This window comes from Nocardia cyriacigeorgica (assembly GCF_010858045.1).
Lineage (GTDB): Bacteria > Actinomycetota > Actinomycetes > Mycobacteriales > Mycobacteriaceae > Nocardia > Nocardia cyriacigeorgica_E.
In genome coordinates, this window is sequence record NZ_JAAGVC010000064.1 from 1 (window position 1) to 17,889 (window position 17,889).

The window sequence follows — 17,889 nt, forward strand, 5'->3', positions numbered from 1 at the left end:
TGCCAGCGAATACTGATCGGTGCGGTGATCGAGCGGTGCCCCGGTGAGTTGTTCGGGCGGGGCGTACCCGTCGGGGCCGCATGCGTATCCGTCGGGTCCGTATGTGCGGGCGGCGGGGGCCATGCAGGCACCGATGGCGACCGGACACGGGCAGCCGATCGCGGCACAACCACATACACCGGCGCAGCCGTACGCGCAGGCTCGGCCCGTCGGTGCGGGCATGCGGCATACGGGTGGACCGACCAGCGCGCCCGGGCCGCAAGCAGGGGGCCGGAGTACGACGGGACCTGCCGCGGCCGCGCCGGGCCGGGCCTCGGCGACGACGGGCGCGGCATCGCCGAGGCCGTCGGTCGACGCGGTGCGTTCACGTAAATGGCTCGTCATCGGGTTGTCGGCGGCGGCGGCCCTCGCGATCGTCGCCGTGCTGGTCGCCGTTGTCGTCGCGAACCTCCCCGAGAAGGGCGGGCCGACGGCGATCCAGGCGATAAGCGAAGAATTCCCGGAGATGGTGCCCGACAGTGATCTCGCCCTCGGGTTCGACGGCCACACCTGCATGTCGCAGGACCCCTCCCGAGGACGCGAACTGTGGAAGGGGCAGAGCGCCGACGGGCCCGATTTCGGCGAATGGTCCGGGGCCTGGCACTGCTACGACGGCCGCACCGACTACTACCTGATGAAATACGAAGACGGACACGACGTTCAGCAGGTGCTCGACGGGCTGAAACCGATGGATATCACCAGCGACGTCAACGGCTCGGTGATCTACGAGAACTACCACCTCGCGGGCAAAGACCCGAAGGAACATTCCATGGTCAGCGGCTTCCCGATCGCCGACCGCGCACAGTATCTGCTCTACACCACCGGGAAGTTCAAGACCCCGGAGGAATTCATGGACTGGTGGAAGTCGCTGCCGCTGTCCTGAACCGGCCGCTGCCGCTGTCCTGAACCCGGCCGCGCAGACGATGTCACACCCGCAGGCGCCGCGTCGTCATCTCCACGTCGACCCGACAATGACGAAGGAGACGATGGTGAGCATCGAGATCAGCAACCCCGACGGCCTGCACGACCCGACCGGATTCGGCTACAGCCACGTCGCGCGCGTGCGCGGCGAACTGGTCTTCATCGCAGGCCAATACGATTCCGACGCCGAAGGCCACACCACGAGCGAAGATTTCGGCGCGCAGGTCGACCGGGCGTTCGCCAACCTCGGCATCGCGTTGCGCTCGGTGGGACTGGACTACGCCGACGTCGCCCAACTGCGCACCCACATCGTCGACCACGACCTGCCCAAGCTGGCGGTGCTCGGCGAGAAGATCGCCGAGATCTGGGGCAAGCAACCGCCCACGCAGACGCTGACCGGCGTCGCGGCGCTCGCGCTGCCGGGGATGCTGTTCGAGGTGGACGCGGTGGCGGTGCGGGAGTAGGGAGTCCGGCGTGGCCGTAGTTCTGCGGTGGTCACCGGCATGGCCCGGGAGGGCGCCTTGGTCCGGATCCCACGGCCCGCCGCCGGGCCGCCGCGCTGGTCCGCCGCGCCGCCGGGCTCCCGCGCCGCCGGGCTGCCTGGTTGCCTGGTTGCCTGGTTGCCGGGCTGCCTGGTTGCCGGGCCGACGAGGCTGCGCGTCGCCGCGCCTGCGACGCGCTGGGCTGCCACGCCGCCGGGCTGCGGGATCGACGGGCCGCGGTTCGCGGAACCGCCACGGCGCCACCTGGTTACCGGGCCGATCAGGCTGCGCGTCGGTCCCGCGCCGGGCTGCCACGGCGCCACGCCCGCTGCCAGGCCGCCCCGCTGCCGGGTCAGTCGTCGCGCTACTGGCCCGCCCACCGCGCTACTGGCCCGCCCCGCCGTCGGGCTGCCACGCCGGCTAGCCGGGTCGCCACGACGGGTTCCAGAGCCGCTCCGCTGCGTGGCCGCCGCGCCCGTTGCCAGGCTGTCCGGCTGCCGGGTAGTTGGTCGTCGCGTTACACAGCCGCCTGGCGGGCGGCCGGGCGGCCGCGCCGCGACATCGCTGTGCTGCTGGGTCAGCCGGGGACGGCCGCCCATGTCGGCGCCCACCGTGCTGGGACCGGGGCGTGCCCGTCAGTCTGGGCGCTTTCGCGGTGCCGGGCAGGTGTTGTCGGCTGCGGCGCGGGCCTCGTCGTTTGCGCCGGGTTGCGCGGCGGTGTGGTCCGCGCCCAAACCGGCGAGCAGCCGCAGGCCGTCTTCGGTCGGGCTGTTCGGTTCGGCGGTCAGTACCAGGAGTTCCATGCCCGATTCGTCGGGGAGGGCGAAGTTTTCCTGGTGTAGTTCGAGCAGCCCGACCAGCGGGTGGTGGTAGGCCTTGCGCCCGTGGGTGCGGGCGCGCACGTCGGCGCGGGCCCAGAGCTTGCGGAAGCGTTCGCTGCCCATCGCCAGCTCGCCGATGAGCGAGGCCAGGCGTGGGTCGTCGGGGTATTTGCCCGCGGCCAGGCGCAGGTGGCCGACGGCGTCGAGGGTGCAGGTCTCCCACTCCGCGTACAGACCGCGGTGGTCTTCCTCGAGGAAGATGTGCCGTGCGGTGTTCATGCCCTTCAGCGGCCGGCCGTAGAGCAGTTCGGCGAGACGGTTTCCCGCGAGCACGTCCAAGCGGTGGTCCATGATCAGCGCGGGTGCGCCGGCGACCAGGTCGAGCACCCGCAGCAGCTCCGGGCGCACCCGGGGCGCGGGGACCTTCGCGCGGCGGCGGCGTTGGCGGGCGAGGCGGTAGAGATGCTCGCGTTCGGTCTCGTCCAGGCCGAGCACCCGGGCAAGGGCGTCGAGGATCTGCTCGGAGGGCTGGGTGGCGCGGCCCTGTTCGAGGCGGACGTAGTAGTCGACGCTCACGCCCGACAGATGCGCGACCTCTTCGCGGCGCAACCCTTCGACCCGGCGGCGGCGGTCGGCGGGGATGCCGACGTCGGCCGGATCCACCCGGGAGCGCCTGGTCCGCAGGAAGCCGGCGAGATCGTCCATAGCCCCAGTATGGCCGCGGCCGCGCCCGCGAACGTGGTCCTGTCGATACCAGGAAGTCCCGTCCGACGGTCGCGGCGCCCCTGAATGCGGAGCTTCCCAGCGCTCAGGATCGAACTCATCCGATCCGATAGGAGCTCCCATGAAGACGCTGATCGTCCACGCCCACCCCGAACCGAACTCGCTCAACAGCGCGCTGAAGGATCTCGCGGTGGACACGCTGGAGACCGCCGGGCACGAGGTGCGGGTGAGCGACCTGTACGCGATGAACTGGAAAGCCACCGTTGACGCCGCCGATTACGGCCCCGCCGCCTCGTCGCCGCTGCGGGTGGCGGGGGACTCGGGGCGGGCTTTCGAATCCGGCCTGCTCACCCCCGATGTGCGCGCCGAGCAGGACAAACTGCTGTGGGCCGACACGATCATCTTCCAGTTCCCGCTGTGGTGGTATTCGATGCCGGCCATCCTCAAGGGCTGGTTCGACCGAGTGTTCACCTATCGCTTCGCCTACGGCGTCGGCGAGCACAGCGACACCAAGTACGGCGAGCGCTACGGCGAGGGCACGCTGGCGGGGCGCAGGGCATTGCTGTCGGTGACCATCGGCGGCCTCGAATCGCATTACGGCCCAAGGGGAATCAACGGCCCCATCGACGACCTGCTGTTCCCGATCCACCACGGCATCCTCTTCTATCCGGGCATCGAGGTATTGCCGCCGTTCGCGGTGTACGGCGCCGACCGGTTACCCAGCGAAGACTTTCCCGATATCGCCAAGGCATGGGAGCAGCGGCTGCTGACGTTGGCCTCGACCGAGCCGATCCCCTTCCGGCGGCAGAACTTCGGCGACTACGAACTACCCGCCCTGCAACTGAAACCCGGCCTGGAACCCGCCGGCCGCACGGGATTCGGCCTGCACGTGCGCTGATACGGAACCAGCGATCCGAATGCCCGTGAGCGCAGTCTGGGGTTTCGACGACGCCGGGCGGCGCGACCGGCGGCGGGCGAACCTCAAACCTTGGCCGCAGCGGTGAGTCGTTGCAGTGCCTTGGTGACCACCTCGGGGTCGCTGGTTTCCCAGTACGGCGGCAGCGATGCCCGCAGGTAGCCGCCGTAGCGGGCGGTGGCCAGACGGGGGTCGAGGATGGCGACCACGCCGCGATCGTCGACGCTGCGCAGCAACCGTCCGGTGCCCTGGGCCAGCAGCAGTGCGGCATGGCTGGCGGCGACGGACATGAAGCCGTTGCCGCCGCGCGATTCGACCGCCCGCTGCCGCGCGGTGAGCAGCGGATCGTCGGGCCGGGGGAACGGGATGCGGTCCAGGATCACCAGGCTCAGCGACGGGCCGGGCACGTCGACGCCCTGCCACAGCGAGAGCGTGCCGAACAAGGAGGTCTCGGGATCGTCGGCGAACTTGCGCACCAGCGCACCGGTCGAATCCTCGCCTTGGCACAGCACCGGGGTGTCCAAGCGGCTGCGCAGCGCCTCGGTGGCGGCTTTGGCGGCGCGCATGGAGGAGAACAGCCCGAGCGTGCGCCCGCCGGCGGCGGTGATGAGGCGTTCGATCTCGTCGAGGTAGGCGGGGGACAGGCCATCTCGGCCGGGCGCGGGCAGATGTTTGGCGACGTAGAGGATCCCGGATTTCGCGTGGTCGAACGGGGAACCGACATCGAGGGAGCTCCAGCGGACCGTCTCGTTGTCCGAGGGGGCTTCGGCGCCGTTGGCGGTGGCGGTATCGGTGCGGCCCGCGGACTGGGCTGGCAGGCCCCAGGTGATGGCCAGCCCGTCGAACGAGCCGCCGATCTGCAAAGTCGCCGAGGTCAGCACCACCGTGGCCGCGCCGAACAGCCTGCTGCGCAGCAGCCCGCCCACCGATAGCGGCGCCATCCGCAAGGTGCGGCGAGTGACGCCGCGCAGTTCGTCGGCGGCGAGCCACACCACATCCCGGCGGGCCGCCGGATCGGGTTCGTCGAAGGCGGCGAGCGCGCGCACCGCCGCGTCGTGCACCTCTTCGACGGCGGCGACCGCGCGAGTGCGGGCGGCGGCGGTATCGGCATCGCCCTGTGGGGTGCTGCTGCCCTGCGGGGCGAGCGCGGTGTGGGCGTTCCAGGCGGCATCGCGGACCAGCGCGAGCACCGGGGCGATCCCCTCGGGGATGGCGTCCCAGCGGCTGGCGGGCAGCTCGTCGAGGGCGGCGTGCAGGGCCTCGCCCGCGGCTTCGAGCCGGTCCACTTCTTGTTCATCGATGAGTTTGGCGCAGCGGCGGGCCGCGGCGGTGATCGCGACGGCCGACAGTTCGGCGGTCGCCACGCCGGTGACGCGGTCGACCAGTTCGTGCGCCTCGTCGACCACGACCACATCGTGTTCGGGCAGTACCTGGATGCCGCTGATGGCGTCGATGGCCAGCAGGGCGTGGTTGGTGACGACGATGTCGGCCTGCGCCGATTCGGCCCTGGCCTTCTCGGCGAAGCAATCTTGGCCGAACGGGCAGCGCGTTTTGCCGAGGCATTCCCGCGAGGACACGCTGACCTGCCGCCACGCCCGATCGGAGACGCCGGGGGCGAGCTCGTCGCGGTCGCCGGTCTCGGTATCGGAGGCCCATTCGTTGAGCCGCTGCACCTCACGGCCCAGCCGCGAGACCGCGAAGGCGTCGAACAGTTCGGCCTCGGCCGGCTCGTCCGGAATCGCGCTGTTGATCTTGTTCAGGCACAGATAGTTGTTGCGGCCCTTGAGGATCGCGAATTGCGGGGTGCGGCCCAGTGGTTTCGACAGCGCTTCGGCGAGACGGGGCAGATCGCGATCGACCAGCTGACGTTGCAGCGCGATCGTCGCCGTGGACACCACCACCGTGCGCCCGGTGCGCACCGCGTGCCGCAGGCTCGGCACCAGGTAGGCCAGCGACTTGCCGGTGCCGGTGCCGGCCTGTACCGCCAGATGTTCCTTGGTGTCGATGGCGTGATCGACCGCGGCGGCCATCGCCACCTGACCGGGCCGTTCCTTGCCGCCGAGCGCGGAGACGGCAGCGGACAACAGGGCCGGTACGGGCGGAAGTTCGGGCACCCCGGCAGCCTACTGCGCCGCACCGACAAGCCGCCGACGGTCGCGCGGGCTCGTGCCGGGGATGGCGATAACCCGCCGATAGCGTCGGCTCAGCTGTCGAGTGCGCCCTCGAGCTCCACTCCGGCTCCTCGCAGCTGCTCCAGCGCCTTTTCCGTGGTCTCCGGCGCGACCGCCGCGGTGAGTCCGAGCAGTACGCGGGTATCGAATCCGGCGGCCGCCGCGTCCAGCGCGGTGGCGCGCACACAGTGGTCGGTGGCGATCCCGACGACGTCCACCGCGTCGATATCGCGCGTCTTCAGCCAGTCGGCCAGCGGCGTGCCGTCATCGGCGGCGCCCTCGAACCCCGAGTAGGCGGCGGCATAGGCGCCCTTGGCGAACACCTCCTGCACCGGCGTGGTGTCGAAGTTCGGATGGAAGTCCGCGCCCGGCGTGCCGACCCGGCAGTGCGGCGGCCAGCTGTCCACGAAATCGGGAGTGTCGGAGAAATGCGCGCCGGGATCGATGTGGAAATCGCGGGTCGCCACCACCGCCGCGTACTCGTCGGCGTGCGCCCGCGCGTGCGCGCTGATCCGCTCGGCCACCCGAGCACCGCCCGCGACGGCCAGCGAACCGCCCTCGCAGAAATCGTTCTGCACGTCCACGATCACCAGAGCTCGACCCATACCCCAATTCTGCCCTCGCGCAGATCACCGGGCACGCCTACGGCGTCATGGTTCGGCGGGCGCTGGGGGCCGGTCACGCGCGCACTACCGAACCATCGGTGTGGCTTGTGCGCCTCCGGCTGGATCCATCGAGCGGCAGCCGCGCTGTACCTCAGGGGTGTAGGTGCGGTGGCCGAGGGCCGCTCGTCCGCCGCCGCGCAGGTCAGGTAAGGAACGTCGTCGGGATGGCGGGATCGCCGGCGGAGAGTTTGAGGCCTTCCCACGGTAGTGAGACCAACCCTCGCGCGACGAAGTCGCGGCTTTCCGCCAGCGTCGGCTGATCGAGGATCTGGCCCTTGCGGACCAGCGGGACCAGCAGGTCGCGCATTTCGAAACCGTTCGCCGAGGGCCGTTCGCCGGACGCCGGGTAGATGATCTCCTCGACGATGGTGCCGGTGCGCCGGGCCAGCCGGACCGCCCGCTTGGTTCCGCCGCGCGACTCCTTGTGACTGCTGCGTTTGGCGACCGGCACGCCGTCCACCTCGACCAGTTTGTAGACCATTCCGGCCGTCGGCGCGCCGGAACCGGTGACCAGCGAGGTGCCGACGCCGTAGACGTCGACCGGCTCGGCGCGCAGTGCGGCGATCGCGTACTCGTCCAGATCGCCGGAGACCACGATGCGGGTCTTGGTGGCGCCGAGTTCGTCGAGCTGATCGCGCACCTGCCGGGCCAGCACGCCGAGGTCGCCGGAATCGATGCGCACGCCGCCGAGCTCCGGTCCGGCGATCTCGATGGCGGTGGCTACGCCTTTGGTGATGTCGAAGGTGTCGACCAGCAGCGTGGTGCCGACGCCGAGCGCGTCGATCTGGCTGCGGAACGCGGCGGCTTCGTGCGCGCCGTCGGCGCCGCTGTGCAGCAGGGTGAACGCGTGCGCGCTGGTGCCCGCGCCGGGCACGCCGAAGCGGCGCACCGCTTCCAGGTTCGAGGTGGCGTCGAATCCGGCCAGGTAGGCGGCGCGGGCGCTGGCGGGTGCGGCCAATTCGTGGGTGCGCCGCGATCCCATTTCGATCATCCGCCGCCGTGCCGCGGCGCTGACCATGCGCGCGGCCGCCGAGGCGATGGCGCTGTCGTGATTGAGGATCGAGAGGGCGAGGGTCTCCAGCAACACGCATTCGGCGAAGGTGCCGCGCACCGAGAGGATGGGCGAGCCGGGGAAATACAGGTCGCCTTCGGCGTAGCCGTCGATATCGCCGGTGAAGCGGAAATCGCGCAACCAGTCGACGGTGTTCTTGTCGAGGAACCGGGAGACGATCTCCAGCTCGTGTTCCCCGAAGCGGAACTCGTCCAGCGCCTCGAGCAGCCGTCCGGTACCCGCGACGACGCCGTAACGCCGTCCGTGTGGCAACCGCCGGGCGAATACTTCGAAGGTGCACTGCCGGTGCGCGGAACCATCGGTCAGCGCGGCGGCGAGCATGGTCAGTTCGTACTGATCGGTCAGCAGTGCGGTGCTGGTGACCTCGTCGCGGCGATCCACGCTGTCACTGTAATGCGGGCTGCGCGCCCGCCCAGCGTCGCGGAGCCGGGCGCAGGGGCCGGTGCGGCGGGCCGACGATGCCGCGAATCCCTCGCCCGACCGGGGTGAACCGCGGCGGCATGATAAGGCAGGCAAGCCGGATATCACGGCCGAAACGGCGGAATTGATCATGCTCGGGTGTTGTGTATCCGGGTGCTCGTCGTACCCTTGACGGTATGGCCCTGTGCAATACAGCACCCCGCTATCGGACGGACGCGGCCCGTGTCGGCGCCGTCGCGGTCGCCGCGAACGCGACGCTGTCGGCACAGGCGACGCCCGAGGCGGTGGAATACACCGAGATCCTGGAGGCGGAAGATCGGCCGTGGGTCACGGTCGTCTGGGACGACCCGGTCAACCTCATGCACTACGTGACCTACATCTTCCAGAAGCTGTTCGGCTACAGCAAAGCCAAGGCGACCGAGTTGATGCTCAAGGTGCACAACGAGGGCAAGGCGGTCGTATCGTCCGGCTCCCGGGACAAAATGGAACAGGATGTGCGTCGGCTACACGCCGCGGGACTGTGGGCGACCATGCAGCGAGACGACTGACTCGGACGGCTACCGTAGCGACGTGCGTAAGTGGAGCCGGAAGAATTCGCTGAGCGGTCTCAAACTGCGATCCGAAATGGACGCCCGGGAAGCCGGCGTGCTGCGGTCGCTGGTCGGTGCGGTCTCCGGACTGCTCACCGATCGAGCCTCCTCGGCCCCCGACGACGATCTCGCCGCGCTCACCGGTCTGCGCACCGGTAACGCCACCCCACCCGACGATCCGCGCCTGCTGCGCCTGCTGCCGGATTTCCATCGCAGCGAACCGGGTTCCCCCGACGCCGACCGCGCCGACCTCAACAGTGCCCTGCGCAGCCTGCACGAACCCGAGATCATCGACGCCAAACTGGCCGCAGGAGCCGTCGTGCTGGACACCTGCCCCTCCGACGGCGGCCGCATCATCATCACCCCCGAACAGGCCGACGCCTGGCTCACCGCCCTCACCGACGTCCGCCTCGCCCTGGGCGCAGTCCTCGGTATCGATGCCGACACGCCCGAACAGTTCGACCCCGACGATCCGCGCGCCCCGCATCTGGACGTCTATCACTGGTTGACCTGGATGCAGGATTCGCTGCTGCAAGCGCTCGCGCCGTAGACCTGTCCCGCAGCGCTCGCGGACGGTGGCCGGCGCGTCCACTCGGTCCGGCGGAACGAAAGCCGTGCACACGCTGTTGCCGCAGGCGCCCTGAATGAAGACGCGAACCTCGAACCCGCTGATCAAGAGTCAACTGCCGCCGTCCAGGCGGTGCGGCGATGCGAAGCGTTCCCGGGTCTCCGCCGACCGGTCGCCGGATCTCGAAGGTGCGTGATCGTGGTTGCGTGGCCGCTCGGCAACGCACCCGCCGCACGCGCGGTAGCGTCGGCGGCGGGACCGGCGACAAGGAGTTCTCGTGAATGCGGTGGCGGGCGCGCGTAATTCGCTGACCGATGTGCCTGGTGTGCTGGTTGGGCATCACCACGTGCTCGATGACGAGGCGACCGTGGGGTCCGGTGCGGCGACGGGGTGCACGGTGATCCGGGTACCGGGCGCAGCGGTGGCCGCGGTGGATGTGCGCGGCGGCGGGCCGGGCACCAGGGAAACCGATGTGCTGGATCCGTTGAACACGGTGCGCCGGGCGGATGCGGTGCTGCTCACCGGAGGGAGCGCGTACGGGCTCGCGGCCGCCGACGGGGTGATGCGGTGGCTGGACGAGAACGGCGCCGGGATTCCGATGGACCCGGCCGATCCGAGCCGCGTGGTGCCGATCGTGCCGGGTGCGGTGATCTTCGATCTTCCGGTGGGGGACTGGAACATTCGGCCGACGGCCGAATTCGGCTATCGTGCCGCCGCCGGCGCGGCCGTCGAATTCGAACGCGGCACGGTGGGCGCGGGGGTCGGGGCGCGCGCGGGCGCCATCAAGGGCGGTATCGGCAGTGCGAGCATCGTGCTCGGTGACGGTCCGGCGGCCGGGATGACGGTCGCCGCGCTGATGGTGGCCAACCCGGTCGGCTCGGTCTTCGACCCGCGCACGGGTCTGCTCTGGGGCGCGGGCACCGACGGCCCCGATCACTTCGGCCTGACTCCCGCCACCCCCGAACAACTCGCCGTCGCCAATGCCCTCCCGGTCAAGGGCACGATCCTCAACACCACCATCGGCGTCGTCGCCACCGACGCCCCGCTGGACACCCTCGCCGCCCGCCGCCTGGCCACCACCGCCCACGACGGCCTCGCCCGCGCCATCCGCCCCGCGCATTCCCCGCTCGACGGCGACACCATCTTCGTCCTCGCCACGGGAACGGCCACCGCGCCGGAACCTCCGCCGCTGCCTCCGGCGTTCCCGACCGACCTGCTGGTTCTGGATCAGCTCTGCACCGCGGCCGCCGTGTGCGTAGAGCGCGCGATCGTCGACGCCATCCTCTCCGCCCGCTCATTGGCCGGGATCCCGTCGTACACCGAGCTGTTTCCGCGCTGACCCCGCCGGGGTGGAAGCGGTCGGGAGCCCTATCGGCACGTCGCATACTTCGTCACCGTCGGCACCACGCCCGAAGCCGCTCGCCGCGAGCTGGGACGCCGGAGCGCGCCCCGACGCGGGTGCATCGGTCTTTGCGACGGCGTTCCGGTCGACGCCTTCGCGCGTCCTGCCGTCACCGATGCCGGCTGCCGGCCGCGGTTCGGCCCGTAATCTCGGCGTCCCCGCTCGGCCTGGGCATGGTCCATGCGTCTCCGCCGCCCGTGCTCCGCCCCTGAGCGGATCAGGCCACCGATCCCCGCTGGTCGCCGCGCTGGAAGGAGCCAGATTCAGCCCGCCCGGAATACCCGAATATCCTCACTCGTTGACGGCTGTGTCAGATCGGTGACGGCTGTGCGGATAGGCGGAAGGGTTCGATTGTGCTCGTGATCAGGGCCGACCTCGTCGACGAGATGGTGGCGCATGCGCGCGCCGACCACCCCGACGAGGCATGCGGCATCATTGCCGGGCCGGAGGGCTCCGATCGCCCGGAACGTTTCGTGGCCATGATCAACGCCGAGCGCTCGCCCACCTTCTACCGCTTCGATTCGGCCGAGCAGCTGAAGGTGTGGCGCGCCATGGACGACGCCGACGAGGTGCCGGTGGTGATCTATCACTCCCATACCGCCACCGAGGCCTACCCGAGCCGCACCGACATCTCCTACGCCTCCGAACCGGACGCCCACTACGTGCTGATCTCCACCCGCGATCCCGAGCGGCACGAGCTGCGCAGCTACCGGATCCTGGACGGCGAGGTCACCGAGGAGCCGGTGAAGATCGTCGACAGCTACGAAACCAACTGACCGCCAACGATATTCGTTTGTCACCCGAGGAGTTCTCCGATGCCGGTAACCGTGTCCATCCCGACCATCATGCGCCCGTTGACCGGAGGTGAGAAGCGGGTCGAGGCCGAGGGCTCCACGCTGGCGGCGCTGATCGAGAACCTGGACGCCAACTTCACCGGGCTCAAGGAGCGGCTGCTCAAGGACGGCAAGCTCAACCGGTACGTCAACATCTACGTCGACGACGAGGACGTGCGGTTCGCCGGCGGCCTCGAGGCCGAGGTGCCCGAGGGCGCGAGCGTCACCATCCTGCCCGCCGTCGCCGGAGGCTAGGCCCACGTGGCGCGGTACGAATCGCTGATCGCGACCCTCGGCAACACGCCGCTGGTCGGTTTGCGCAACCTGTCCCCGCAGTGGGAGGGCGAGCATCCGGTGCGGTTGTGGGCCAAGCTGGAGGATCGCAACCCCACCGGGTCGATCAAGGATCGCCCGGCCCTGCGCATGATCGAACAGGCCGAGGCCGACGGCCGGTTGACGCCCGGCTGCACGATTCTGGAGCCGACCAGCGGCAATACCGGGATCTCACTCGCCATGGCGGCCAAGCTCAAGGGCTATCAGCTGGTGTGTGTGATGCCGGAGAACACCTCGGTGGAGCGGCGGCAGCTGCTCACCATGTTCGGTGCGCGGATCATCGATTCACCGGCGGCGGGCGGCTCCAACCAAGCCGTCGCCATGGCCAAGCAGATCGCCGCGGACAACCCGGACTGGGTGATGCTCTACCAGTACGGCAACCCGGCCAACGCGCTCGCCCACTACGAGACCACCGGCCCCGAAATTCTGGCCGATCTGCCCGAGATCACCCATTTCGTGGCGGGTCTCGGCACCACCGGCACCCTGATGGGCACCGGCCGATTCCTGCGGGAGAAGGTGCCGGGCATCGAGATCGTCGCGGCCGAGCCGCGCTACGGCGAGCTGGTGTACGGGCTGCGCAATATCGACGAGGGTTTCATCCCGGAGCTCTACGACGAGTCGGTGCTCACCACCCGCTTCTCCGTCGGCCCCTATGACGCGGTGCGCCGCACCAGGGAACTGGTGCTGGAAGAGGGCATTTTCGCCGGCATTTCCACCGGCGCGATCCTGCATGCCGCGCTCGGTGTCGCTCGGAAGGCCGTCAAGGCCGGTACCAGGGCCGATATCGCGTTCGTGGTCGCCGACGGCGGCTGGAAATACCTGTCCACCGGTGCCTACGACGGCACGCTGGAAGAGGCCGAGGAACGCCTCGACGGCCAGCTCTGGGCCTGAGGTCGCCGGTACCCTCGAAGGTGCGTTCGGCGGTGTCAGCGCCGCCGGCGATCGGCGTTGCCGGTGCCGGACCCGGGTCCGGCGCCGCGAGGAGGTGATGGCGGTGACCGGTGGTACCGGAATCGGGGCCTCGTTCGATCCCGAGCGGATCGCGGCGCTGCGGGCTCAGCAGTCACGTCCACCTGCGCCCGGCTCAGCACCGCCGACCAGGCCCTCGGGATCGCCCGGCCGGTTCGGCGCGGTGTGGGCACAGGCCGCTGCGATCATCCTCGGCTTCACCGCCTCGCTCTACGTGATCGAAGGTGTCGATGCCGTCTCCAGCGTCGATCTGGATCAGGCCGGCATCGAACCACGTCAGCTCGACGGGCTCTCCGGCATCCTGTACGCCCCGGTCCTGCACGGTGGCTGGGCGCATCTGATCAGCAATACCCTGCCGGTCCTGGTGCTCGGGTTCCTCGCCCTGGTCTCCGGCATCGGCCGCGGCCTCGCGGCGACGGCGATCATCTGGGTGGTCGCGGGGGTGGGCACCTGGCTCACCGGCGGATCGGGCACCGTGCATCTGGGCGCGTCGGCGCTGGTCTTCGGCTGGCTGACGTTCATCATCCTGCGCGGCTGGTTCGGCAGGCACGTCGGTCAGATCGTCATCGGATTGATCGTGTTCGCCGTCTACGGCTCGCTGCTGTGGGGTGTGCTGCCGGGGCCGTCGGGGATCTCCTGGCAGGGACATCTGTTCGGGGCGGTCGGCGGTGTGCTCGCGGCCTGGATGCTGTCGGGGGATGAGCGCAAGCGGCAGCGCGCGATACCCGGAGCCCAGCCGCGGTCGCGGTGAAGTAGTTCCTGCACCGCGGTGATGTAGGTCGTTTCGGCCGTCGAGCCGGGTCTATCGGAGACTCACGTAATCGGAGCGATGCCGCCCGTCGGCTGCGGAACCTTGTGGCGCCCCCGGCTTTTCGTTCGGATGGGGTGGAGCGGGGGCCGGCTGGGTACTCTCTGGTGATGAACGTCCACACCGTCGTGCGGCGCAGACCGGTCTCGTCGCGAGTTTCCGGTCCCAGCGGCTGCGGCCCGGCTTTTTGGGGGATCGGCTCTTGAGCGAGAATTCGTCGTGGCAGCATGGTGGGATGCGCCTTACCGTCCTCGGGTGCTCGGGCAGTGTGTCCGGCCCGGACTCCCCAGCGTCGGGGTACCTGCTCACCGGCCCGGATATGCAGCCGGTCGTCATCGATTTCGGACCGGGAGTGCTCGGCGCGTTGCAGCGCTACGCCAACCCGGGGGACGTATCGATCTTCCTCACCCACTTGCACGCCGACCACTGCCTCGACCTGCCCGGTCTGCTGGTCTGGCGGCGCTATCACCCGACGCCGCCGGTCGGCAGGGCGATCGTGCGCGGCCCGTCGGATACCTCGCTGCGCATCGGCAACGCCTCGGCCGAGGTCGGCGGCGAATGCGATGACTGGTCCGACGTGATCGACATGCGTCCGTGGAACGAGGGTGAGGCGGTCGAGTTCGGCCCCGGCCACACCGTCACCGCGCGCCGGATGTTCCACCCGCCGGAGTCCTACGGCCTCCGTATCGTCACCGCCGCCGGGCGCACCTTCGTCTACACCGGCGACACCGCCATGTGTGATCAGGTGCAGGAGCTCGCGCAGGGCGCCGATGTTCTGATGGCGGAAGCCTCCTGGACCCACGATCCCGCCAATCGTCCTCCTGGCATTCATCTTTCGGGCACCGAGGCGGGCCGGATCGCGGCCGAGGCGGGCGTCAAGGAGCTGCTGCTCACCCACATCCCGCCGTGGACCTCGCGCGAAGACGTCATCGCCGAAGCCAAGGCGGAGTTCACCGGACCCGTGCACGCGGTGGCGCCGGGGGAGACTTTCGACCTCTGAACCATCTGCGTGACCACTGAGTGGGACGCGCTCGAGCCCCCGCCGTCCCCTGGTCGCCCTGTCCCACTACGCTGACCCTCGTGTCGAGACGAGCCGATGGACGGGCGGACGATGAGCTCCGCGAGGTACGGATCACCCGTGGATTCACCACGCATCCAGCTGGTTCGGTTCTGGTGGAGTTCGGTCAGACGCGGGTGATGTGCACCGCGAGCGTCACCGAGGGCGTGCCGGCGTGGCGGCGCGACACCGGGCTCGGCTGGCTCACCGCCGAATACGCCATGCTGCCCGCGGCGACCCACACCCGCAGCGGCCGGGAATCGGTGAAGGGCAAGATCGGCGGCCGCACCCAGGAGATCAGCCGCCTGATCGGGCGTTCGCTGCGCGCCTGCATCGACCTGGCCGCCATCGGCGAGAACACCATCGCCATCGACTGCGATGTGCTGCAAGCCGACGGCGGTACCCGCACCGCCGCGATCACCGGCGCGTACGTCGCGCTCGCCGACGCGGTCACCTACCTGGCGGCCGCGGGCAAGCTGGCCGACCCGCAGCCGATCTCCTGCGCCATCGCCGCGGTGAGCGTCGGCGTGGTGGACGGCCGGGTGCGCCTTGACCTGCCCTACGAGGAGGATTCGCGCGCCGAGGTGGACATGAACGTCGTCGCCACCGATACCGGCACCCTCGTCGAGGTGCAGGGCACCGGTGAGGGCGCCACCTTCCCGCGCTCCACCCTGGACAAGCTGCTCGATTCCGCGCTCGCCGGCTGCGAGCAGCTGTTCGCCGTCCAGAAAGAAGCGCTGGCGCTGCCGTACCCGGGTGTGCTGCCCGAGCCGGCCGAACCGAAGAAGAAGTGATGGCTCGCCGGGTACTCGTCGCCAGCCGCAATGCCAAGAAACTGAACGAGCTGCGCCGCATCCTCGACGACGCCGGGGTGGCGGGGCTCGAGATCGTCGGCCTCGATGACGTCCCCGCCTACGACGAAGCGCCCGAGACCGGCGCGACGTTCGAGGAGAACGCCCTCGCCAAGGCCCGCGACGGCGCCGCGGCCACCGGCCTGCCCTGCGTCGCCGACGATTCCGGCCTCGAAGTCGACGCCCTCAACGGCATGCCCGGCGTGCTGTCGGCGCGCTGGTCGGGCCGTCACGGCGACGACGCCGCCAACAACGCGTTGCTGCTCGCCCAGCTCGGCGACGTCCCCGATGAGCGCCGCGGCGCCCGCTTCGTCTCCACCTGCGCACTCGTGGTGCCCGGCGGCGAGGAGATCGTGGTGCGCGGCGAATGGCCCGGCTCGATCGGCCGCGAGCCGGCGGGCGACGGCGGCTTCGGCTACGACCCGCTGTTCATCCCCGACGGCGGGACGACCACCGCCGCCCAGCTGACGCCCGCCGAGAAGGACGCCGTCTCGCATCGCGGTCGCGCGTTGCAGCAGCTGCTGCCCGCCCTCACCGCGCTGGCCGGCTGAACGTTCGCGCGGTACCGGCTCGGTCCGGTGCGTCGGTCGCTGCTCGCCCTCCCGGCCGTTGCTGCCCGCTGACCGTTCTAGTCGCCCGAGCTCTGCGCTGTGGCCGCGCGTGAGAGCGCCCACCTGCTCCTACGGTCGCTGTAGTAGACGGGTACCGTGGTAGGCGTGTCCGCTCCTTCCGACCGTTCGGCGCAGCATCGCCCCCGGCATAATCGGCCCGCGCTGATCGCGCTGGTGGTCGTGGCCGCGGTGGCGTGCCTGGCGCTGGGATGGTGGCAGTGGGAGCGGTTCGAGTCGTCCAGCGGCACCGGCCAGAACCTCGGGTATGCGCTGCAGTGGCCGCTGTTCGCGGCGTTCGCGGTATTCGCGTACTTCCGGTTCGTCCGCTTGGAGAGCGAAGCCGAAGAGGAGCAGACCGCGGCCGCGGAAGCCGCGCCGAAACCGGCGAAGGTGAAAAAGGCCGCGCCGCGTGAGATCCCGGCCGGCATCCTGCCCGAGCGGCCGAAGGCCAGGGTCGATCAGCCGAAGGCCGGGCCCGAGCGGGGCAGCGATTCCGCGCTGGCCGAATACAACAAGTACCTGGCGCAATTGCACGCCGACGAGATCGGTGAACGGGTCCGCGCCGCGGGCCTCGACACCAGCGACACCGAGAGGAGCGCCGGTTGAGCGCCAGCGACAACTCCACCGACACCACGCTGACCGACGGCGCCACCCCCGCCACCCCTGCCAAGGCCCCCGCGAACACCGGCAAGATCAAGAGCGCCCTGTTGCGCTACCGCGTGCTGGCCTGGACCACCGGTCTGTGGCTGCTGCTGCTCACCGCCGAGATGATCGCCCAGTACGGGTTCGACGTCGACACCCCGCGCTGGATCGCCGTCGTGCATGGCTGGGTGTACTTCATCTACCTGATCTTCACCGCCGACCTCGCGGTCAAGGTGCGCTGGCCTGCCGGCCGCACCGTCGGCACCCTGCTCGCCGGCACCATCCCGCTGCTGTCGTTCTTCGTCGAGCACCGCAACGCCCAGCAGGTCAAGCGCGATTTCGGCGTCTGACGCCTTTCTGCAAGATTCATCCCCGCTCGCGGCCTACGGTCGAAGTATCGAGCGAGAGGAGTTGAGGGCGATGACCGGCTTCACCGCCACCGTCGAGATCGACATCGATGCCTCGCCGCAGCAGGTGTGGGCGACGTTGACCGACCCGGAGCAGATCCGCGATTTCATGTTCGGCGCCGAGGTGCGCACCGACTGGCAGGTCGGCAGCCCGATCGTCTGGCAGGGCGAATACCAGAACCGCGCCTATACCGACAAGGGCGAGATCCTGGCCGCCGAACCCGGCCGCTTACTGAAGCTGACCCACTACAGCCCACTATCCGGCCAGCCGGACACCCCGGCGAACTACCACACCCTCACCTACGAACTGACCGGCGACGACACCACCCACCTGACTCTCACCCAGGACAACAACGCCGACGAGCAGGAAGCCGAGCACTCCCGCAGCATGTGGGCGACGCACATCAAACGCATCAAGCAGGCACTAGAACACACCAGTTAGCCCCACCCTCCGGGCAGCCAGCACATAGCTTGTCGACCGAATTGGGCCCCATACGTTATGTGACAGGGAGACTGCTTGTGTGATCACTCCGCGGCCACCGGGGTGGGCGCGGGGCGGTTATTCACAGGCGGGGGGTTGTCCACAGT

General features: G+C 69.8%; 20 protein-coding genes. 16 read left to right on the forward strand and 4 right to left on the reverse strand.

Annotated features, from left to right (window positions below):
* The first annotated feature begins 358 nt into the window (after positions 1-358).
* Both GV790_RS30615 and GV790_RS27705 read left to right on the forward strand, forming a co-directional pair.
* On the forward strand, positions 359-922 hold the full coding sequence (locus GV790_RS30615; RefSeq protein ID WP_175586020.1) for a hypothetical protein: 564 nt from the start codon (positions 359-361) through the stop codon (positions 920-922).
* Between the two features lie 103 nt (positions 923-1,025).
* Positions 1,026-1,424 carry a RidA family protein gene (locus GV790_RS27705; protein WP_178128427.1) on the forward strand — a complete coding sequence of 133 codons (399 nt, stop codon included), beginning with the start codon at positions 1,026-1,028 and terminating at the stop codon, positions 1,422-1,424.
* Positions 1,425-2,077: 653 nt separating this feature from the next.
* On the opposite strand, the gene GV790_RS27710 is transcribed toward GV790_RS27705, so the two are convergent.
* A complete protein-coding gene (locus tag GV790_RS27710; RefSeq protein WP_163817604.1) occupies positions 2,078-2,968 on the reverse strand; it encodes a helix-turn-helix transcriptional regulator in 891 nt (296 codons plus the stop codon).
* A gap of 139 nt (positions 2,969-3,107) precedes the next feature.
* On the opposite strand from GV790_RS27710, the gene GV790_RS27715 reads away from it, so the two are divergent.
* Entirely contained in the window at positions 3,108-3,884 is a 777-nt protein-coding gene (locus GV790_RS27715; RefSeq protein ID WP_163817607.1) for an NAD(P)H-dependent oxidoreductase, read from the forward strand.
* 83 nt (positions 3,885-3,967) lie between these two features.
* On the opposite strand, the gene GV790_RS27720 is transcribed toward GV790_RS27715, so the two are convergent.
* The 3 genes from GV790_RS27720 to GV790_RS27730 all read right to left on the reverse strand — a co-directional run bounded on the left by GV790_RS27720 (position 3,968) and on the right by GV790_RS27730 (position 8,191).
* Positions 3,968-6,016 (reverse strand): ATP-dependent DNA helicase, encoded by a 2,049-nt coding sequence (locus GV790_RS27720; protein ID WP_163817609.1) that lies wholly within the window; start codon positions 6,014-6,016, stop codon positions 3,968-3,970.
* An 89-nt stretch (positions 6,017-6,105) separates the two neighbouring features.
* Positions 6,106-6,678 (reverse strand): isochorismatase family protein, encoded by a 573-nt coding sequence (locus tag GV790_RS27725; protein WP_163817611.1) that lies wholly within the window; start codon positions 6,676-6,678, stop codon positions 6,106-6,108.
* 202 nt (positions 6,679-6,880) lie between these two features.
* On the reverse strand, positions 6,881-8,191 hold the full coding sequence (locus GV790_RS27730) for a nicotinate phosphoribosyltransferase (RefSeq protein ID WP_163817613.1): 1,311 nt from the start codon (positions 8,189-8,191) through the stop codon (positions 6,881-6,883).
* Between the two features lie 215 nt (positions 8,192-8,406).
* Here GV790_RS27730 and clpS point away from each other — a divergent pair, with 215 nt between their 5' ends.
* The 13 genes from clpS to GV790_RS27795 all read left to right on the forward strand — a co-directional run bounded on the left by clpS (position 8,407) and on the right by GV790_RS27795 (position 17,743).
* Positions 8,407-8,778, forward strand: coding sequence for an ATP-dependent Clp protease adapter ClpS (gene clpS / locus GV790_RS27735; RefSeq protein ID WP_036533908.1), 372 nt, complete (start codon positions 8,407-8,409; stop codon positions 8,776-8,778).
* Positions 8,723-9,370, forward strand: a complete 648-nt coding sequence (aosR, locus tag GV790_RS27740) for an oxidative stress transcriptional regulator AosR (RefSeq protein WP_178128428.1) — start codon at positions 8,723-8,725, stop codon at positions 9,368-9,370. Before clpS ends, aosR begins: the two co-directional genes overlap by 56 nt.
* Positions 9,371-9,665: 295 nt before the next feature.
* Positions 9,666-10,727 (forward strand): P1 family peptidase, encoded by a 1,062-nt coding sequence (locus GV790_RS27745; protein WP_163817617.1) that lies wholly within the window; start codon positions 9,666-9,668, stop codon positions 10,725-10,727.
* Positions 10,728-11,143: 416 nt separating this feature from the next.
* On the forward strand, positions 11,144-11,566 hold the full coding sequence (locus GV790_RS27750) for a Mov34/MPN/PAD-1 family protein (protein ID WP_014349442.1): 423 nt from the start codon (positions 11,144-11,146) through the stop codon (positions 11,564-11,566).
* A gap of 39 nt (positions 11,567-11,605) precedes the next feature.
* The gene (locus tag GV790_RS27755) at positions 11,606-11,878 is read left to right on the forward strand and encodes a MoaD/ThiS family protein (protein ID WP_163817619.1); all 273 of its coding nucleotides are present in this window, start codon (positions 11,606-11,608) and stop codon (positions 11,876-11,878) included.
* Between the two features lie 6 nt (positions 11,879-11,884).
* The gene (locus tag GV790_RS27760; protein ID WP_163817621.1) at positions 11,885-12,847 is read left to right on the forward strand and encodes a PLP-dependent cysteine synthase family protein; all 963 of its coding nucleotides are present in this window, start codon (positions 11,885-11,887) and stop codon (positions 12,845-12,847) included.
* Positions 12,848-12,944: 97 nt separating this feature from the next.
* Positions 12,945-13,676 (forward strand): rhomboid family intramembrane serine protease, encoded by a 732-nt coding sequence (locus GV790_RS27765; RefSeq protein WP_175586021.1) that lies wholly within the window; start codon positions 12,945-12,947, stop codon positions 13,674-13,676.
* A 292-nt stretch (positions 13,677-13,968) separates the two neighbouring features.
* Positions 13,969-14,733, forward strand: coding sequence for a cyclic nucleotide-degrading phosphodiesterase (locus GV790_RS27770; RefSeq protein WP_163817624.1), 765 nt, complete (start codon positions 13,969-13,971; stop codon positions 14,731-14,733).
* An 80-nt stretch (positions 14,734-14,813) separates the two neighbouring features.
* Positions 14,814-15,584, forward strand: a complete 771-nt coding sequence (gene rph / locus GV790_RS27775; RefSeq protein WP_104362029.1) for a ribonuclease PH — start codon at positions 14,814-14,816, stop codon at positions 15,582-15,584.
* Positions 15,584-16,192 (forward strand): RdgB/HAM1 family non-canonical purine NTP pyrophosphatase, encoded by a 609-nt coding sequence (rdgB, locus tag GV790_RS27780; RefSeq protein WP_163817626.1) that lies wholly within the window; start codon positions 15,584-15,586, stop codon positions 16,190-16,192. The genes rph and rdgB overlap by 1 nt, the downstream gene beginning before the upstream one ends.
* Before the next feature lie 165 nt (positions 16,193-16,357).
* Positions 16,358-16,858, forward strand: a complete 501-nt coding sequence (locus GV790_RS27785; RefSeq protein WP_175586022.1) for a transcriptional regulator — start codon at positions 16,358-16,360, stop codon at positions 16,856-16,858.
* Positions 16,855-17,244: a DUF3817 domain-containing protein gene (locus tag GV790_RS27790; protein WP_375139436.1), complete on the forward strand. Its 390-nt coding sequence runs from the start codon at positions 16,855-16,857 to the stop codon at positions 17,242-17,244. The genes GV790_RS27785 and GV790_RS27790 overlap by 4 nt, the downstream gene beginning before the upstream one ends.
* Before the next feature lie 70 nt (positions 17,245-17,314).
* Positions 17,315-17,743, forward strand: coding sequence for an SRPBCC domain-containing protein (locus GV790_RS27795; RefSeq protein ID WP_163817628.1), 429 nt, complete (start codon positions 17,315-17,317; stop codon positions 17,741-17,743).
* Positions 17,744-17,889: the final 146 nt, after the last annotated feature.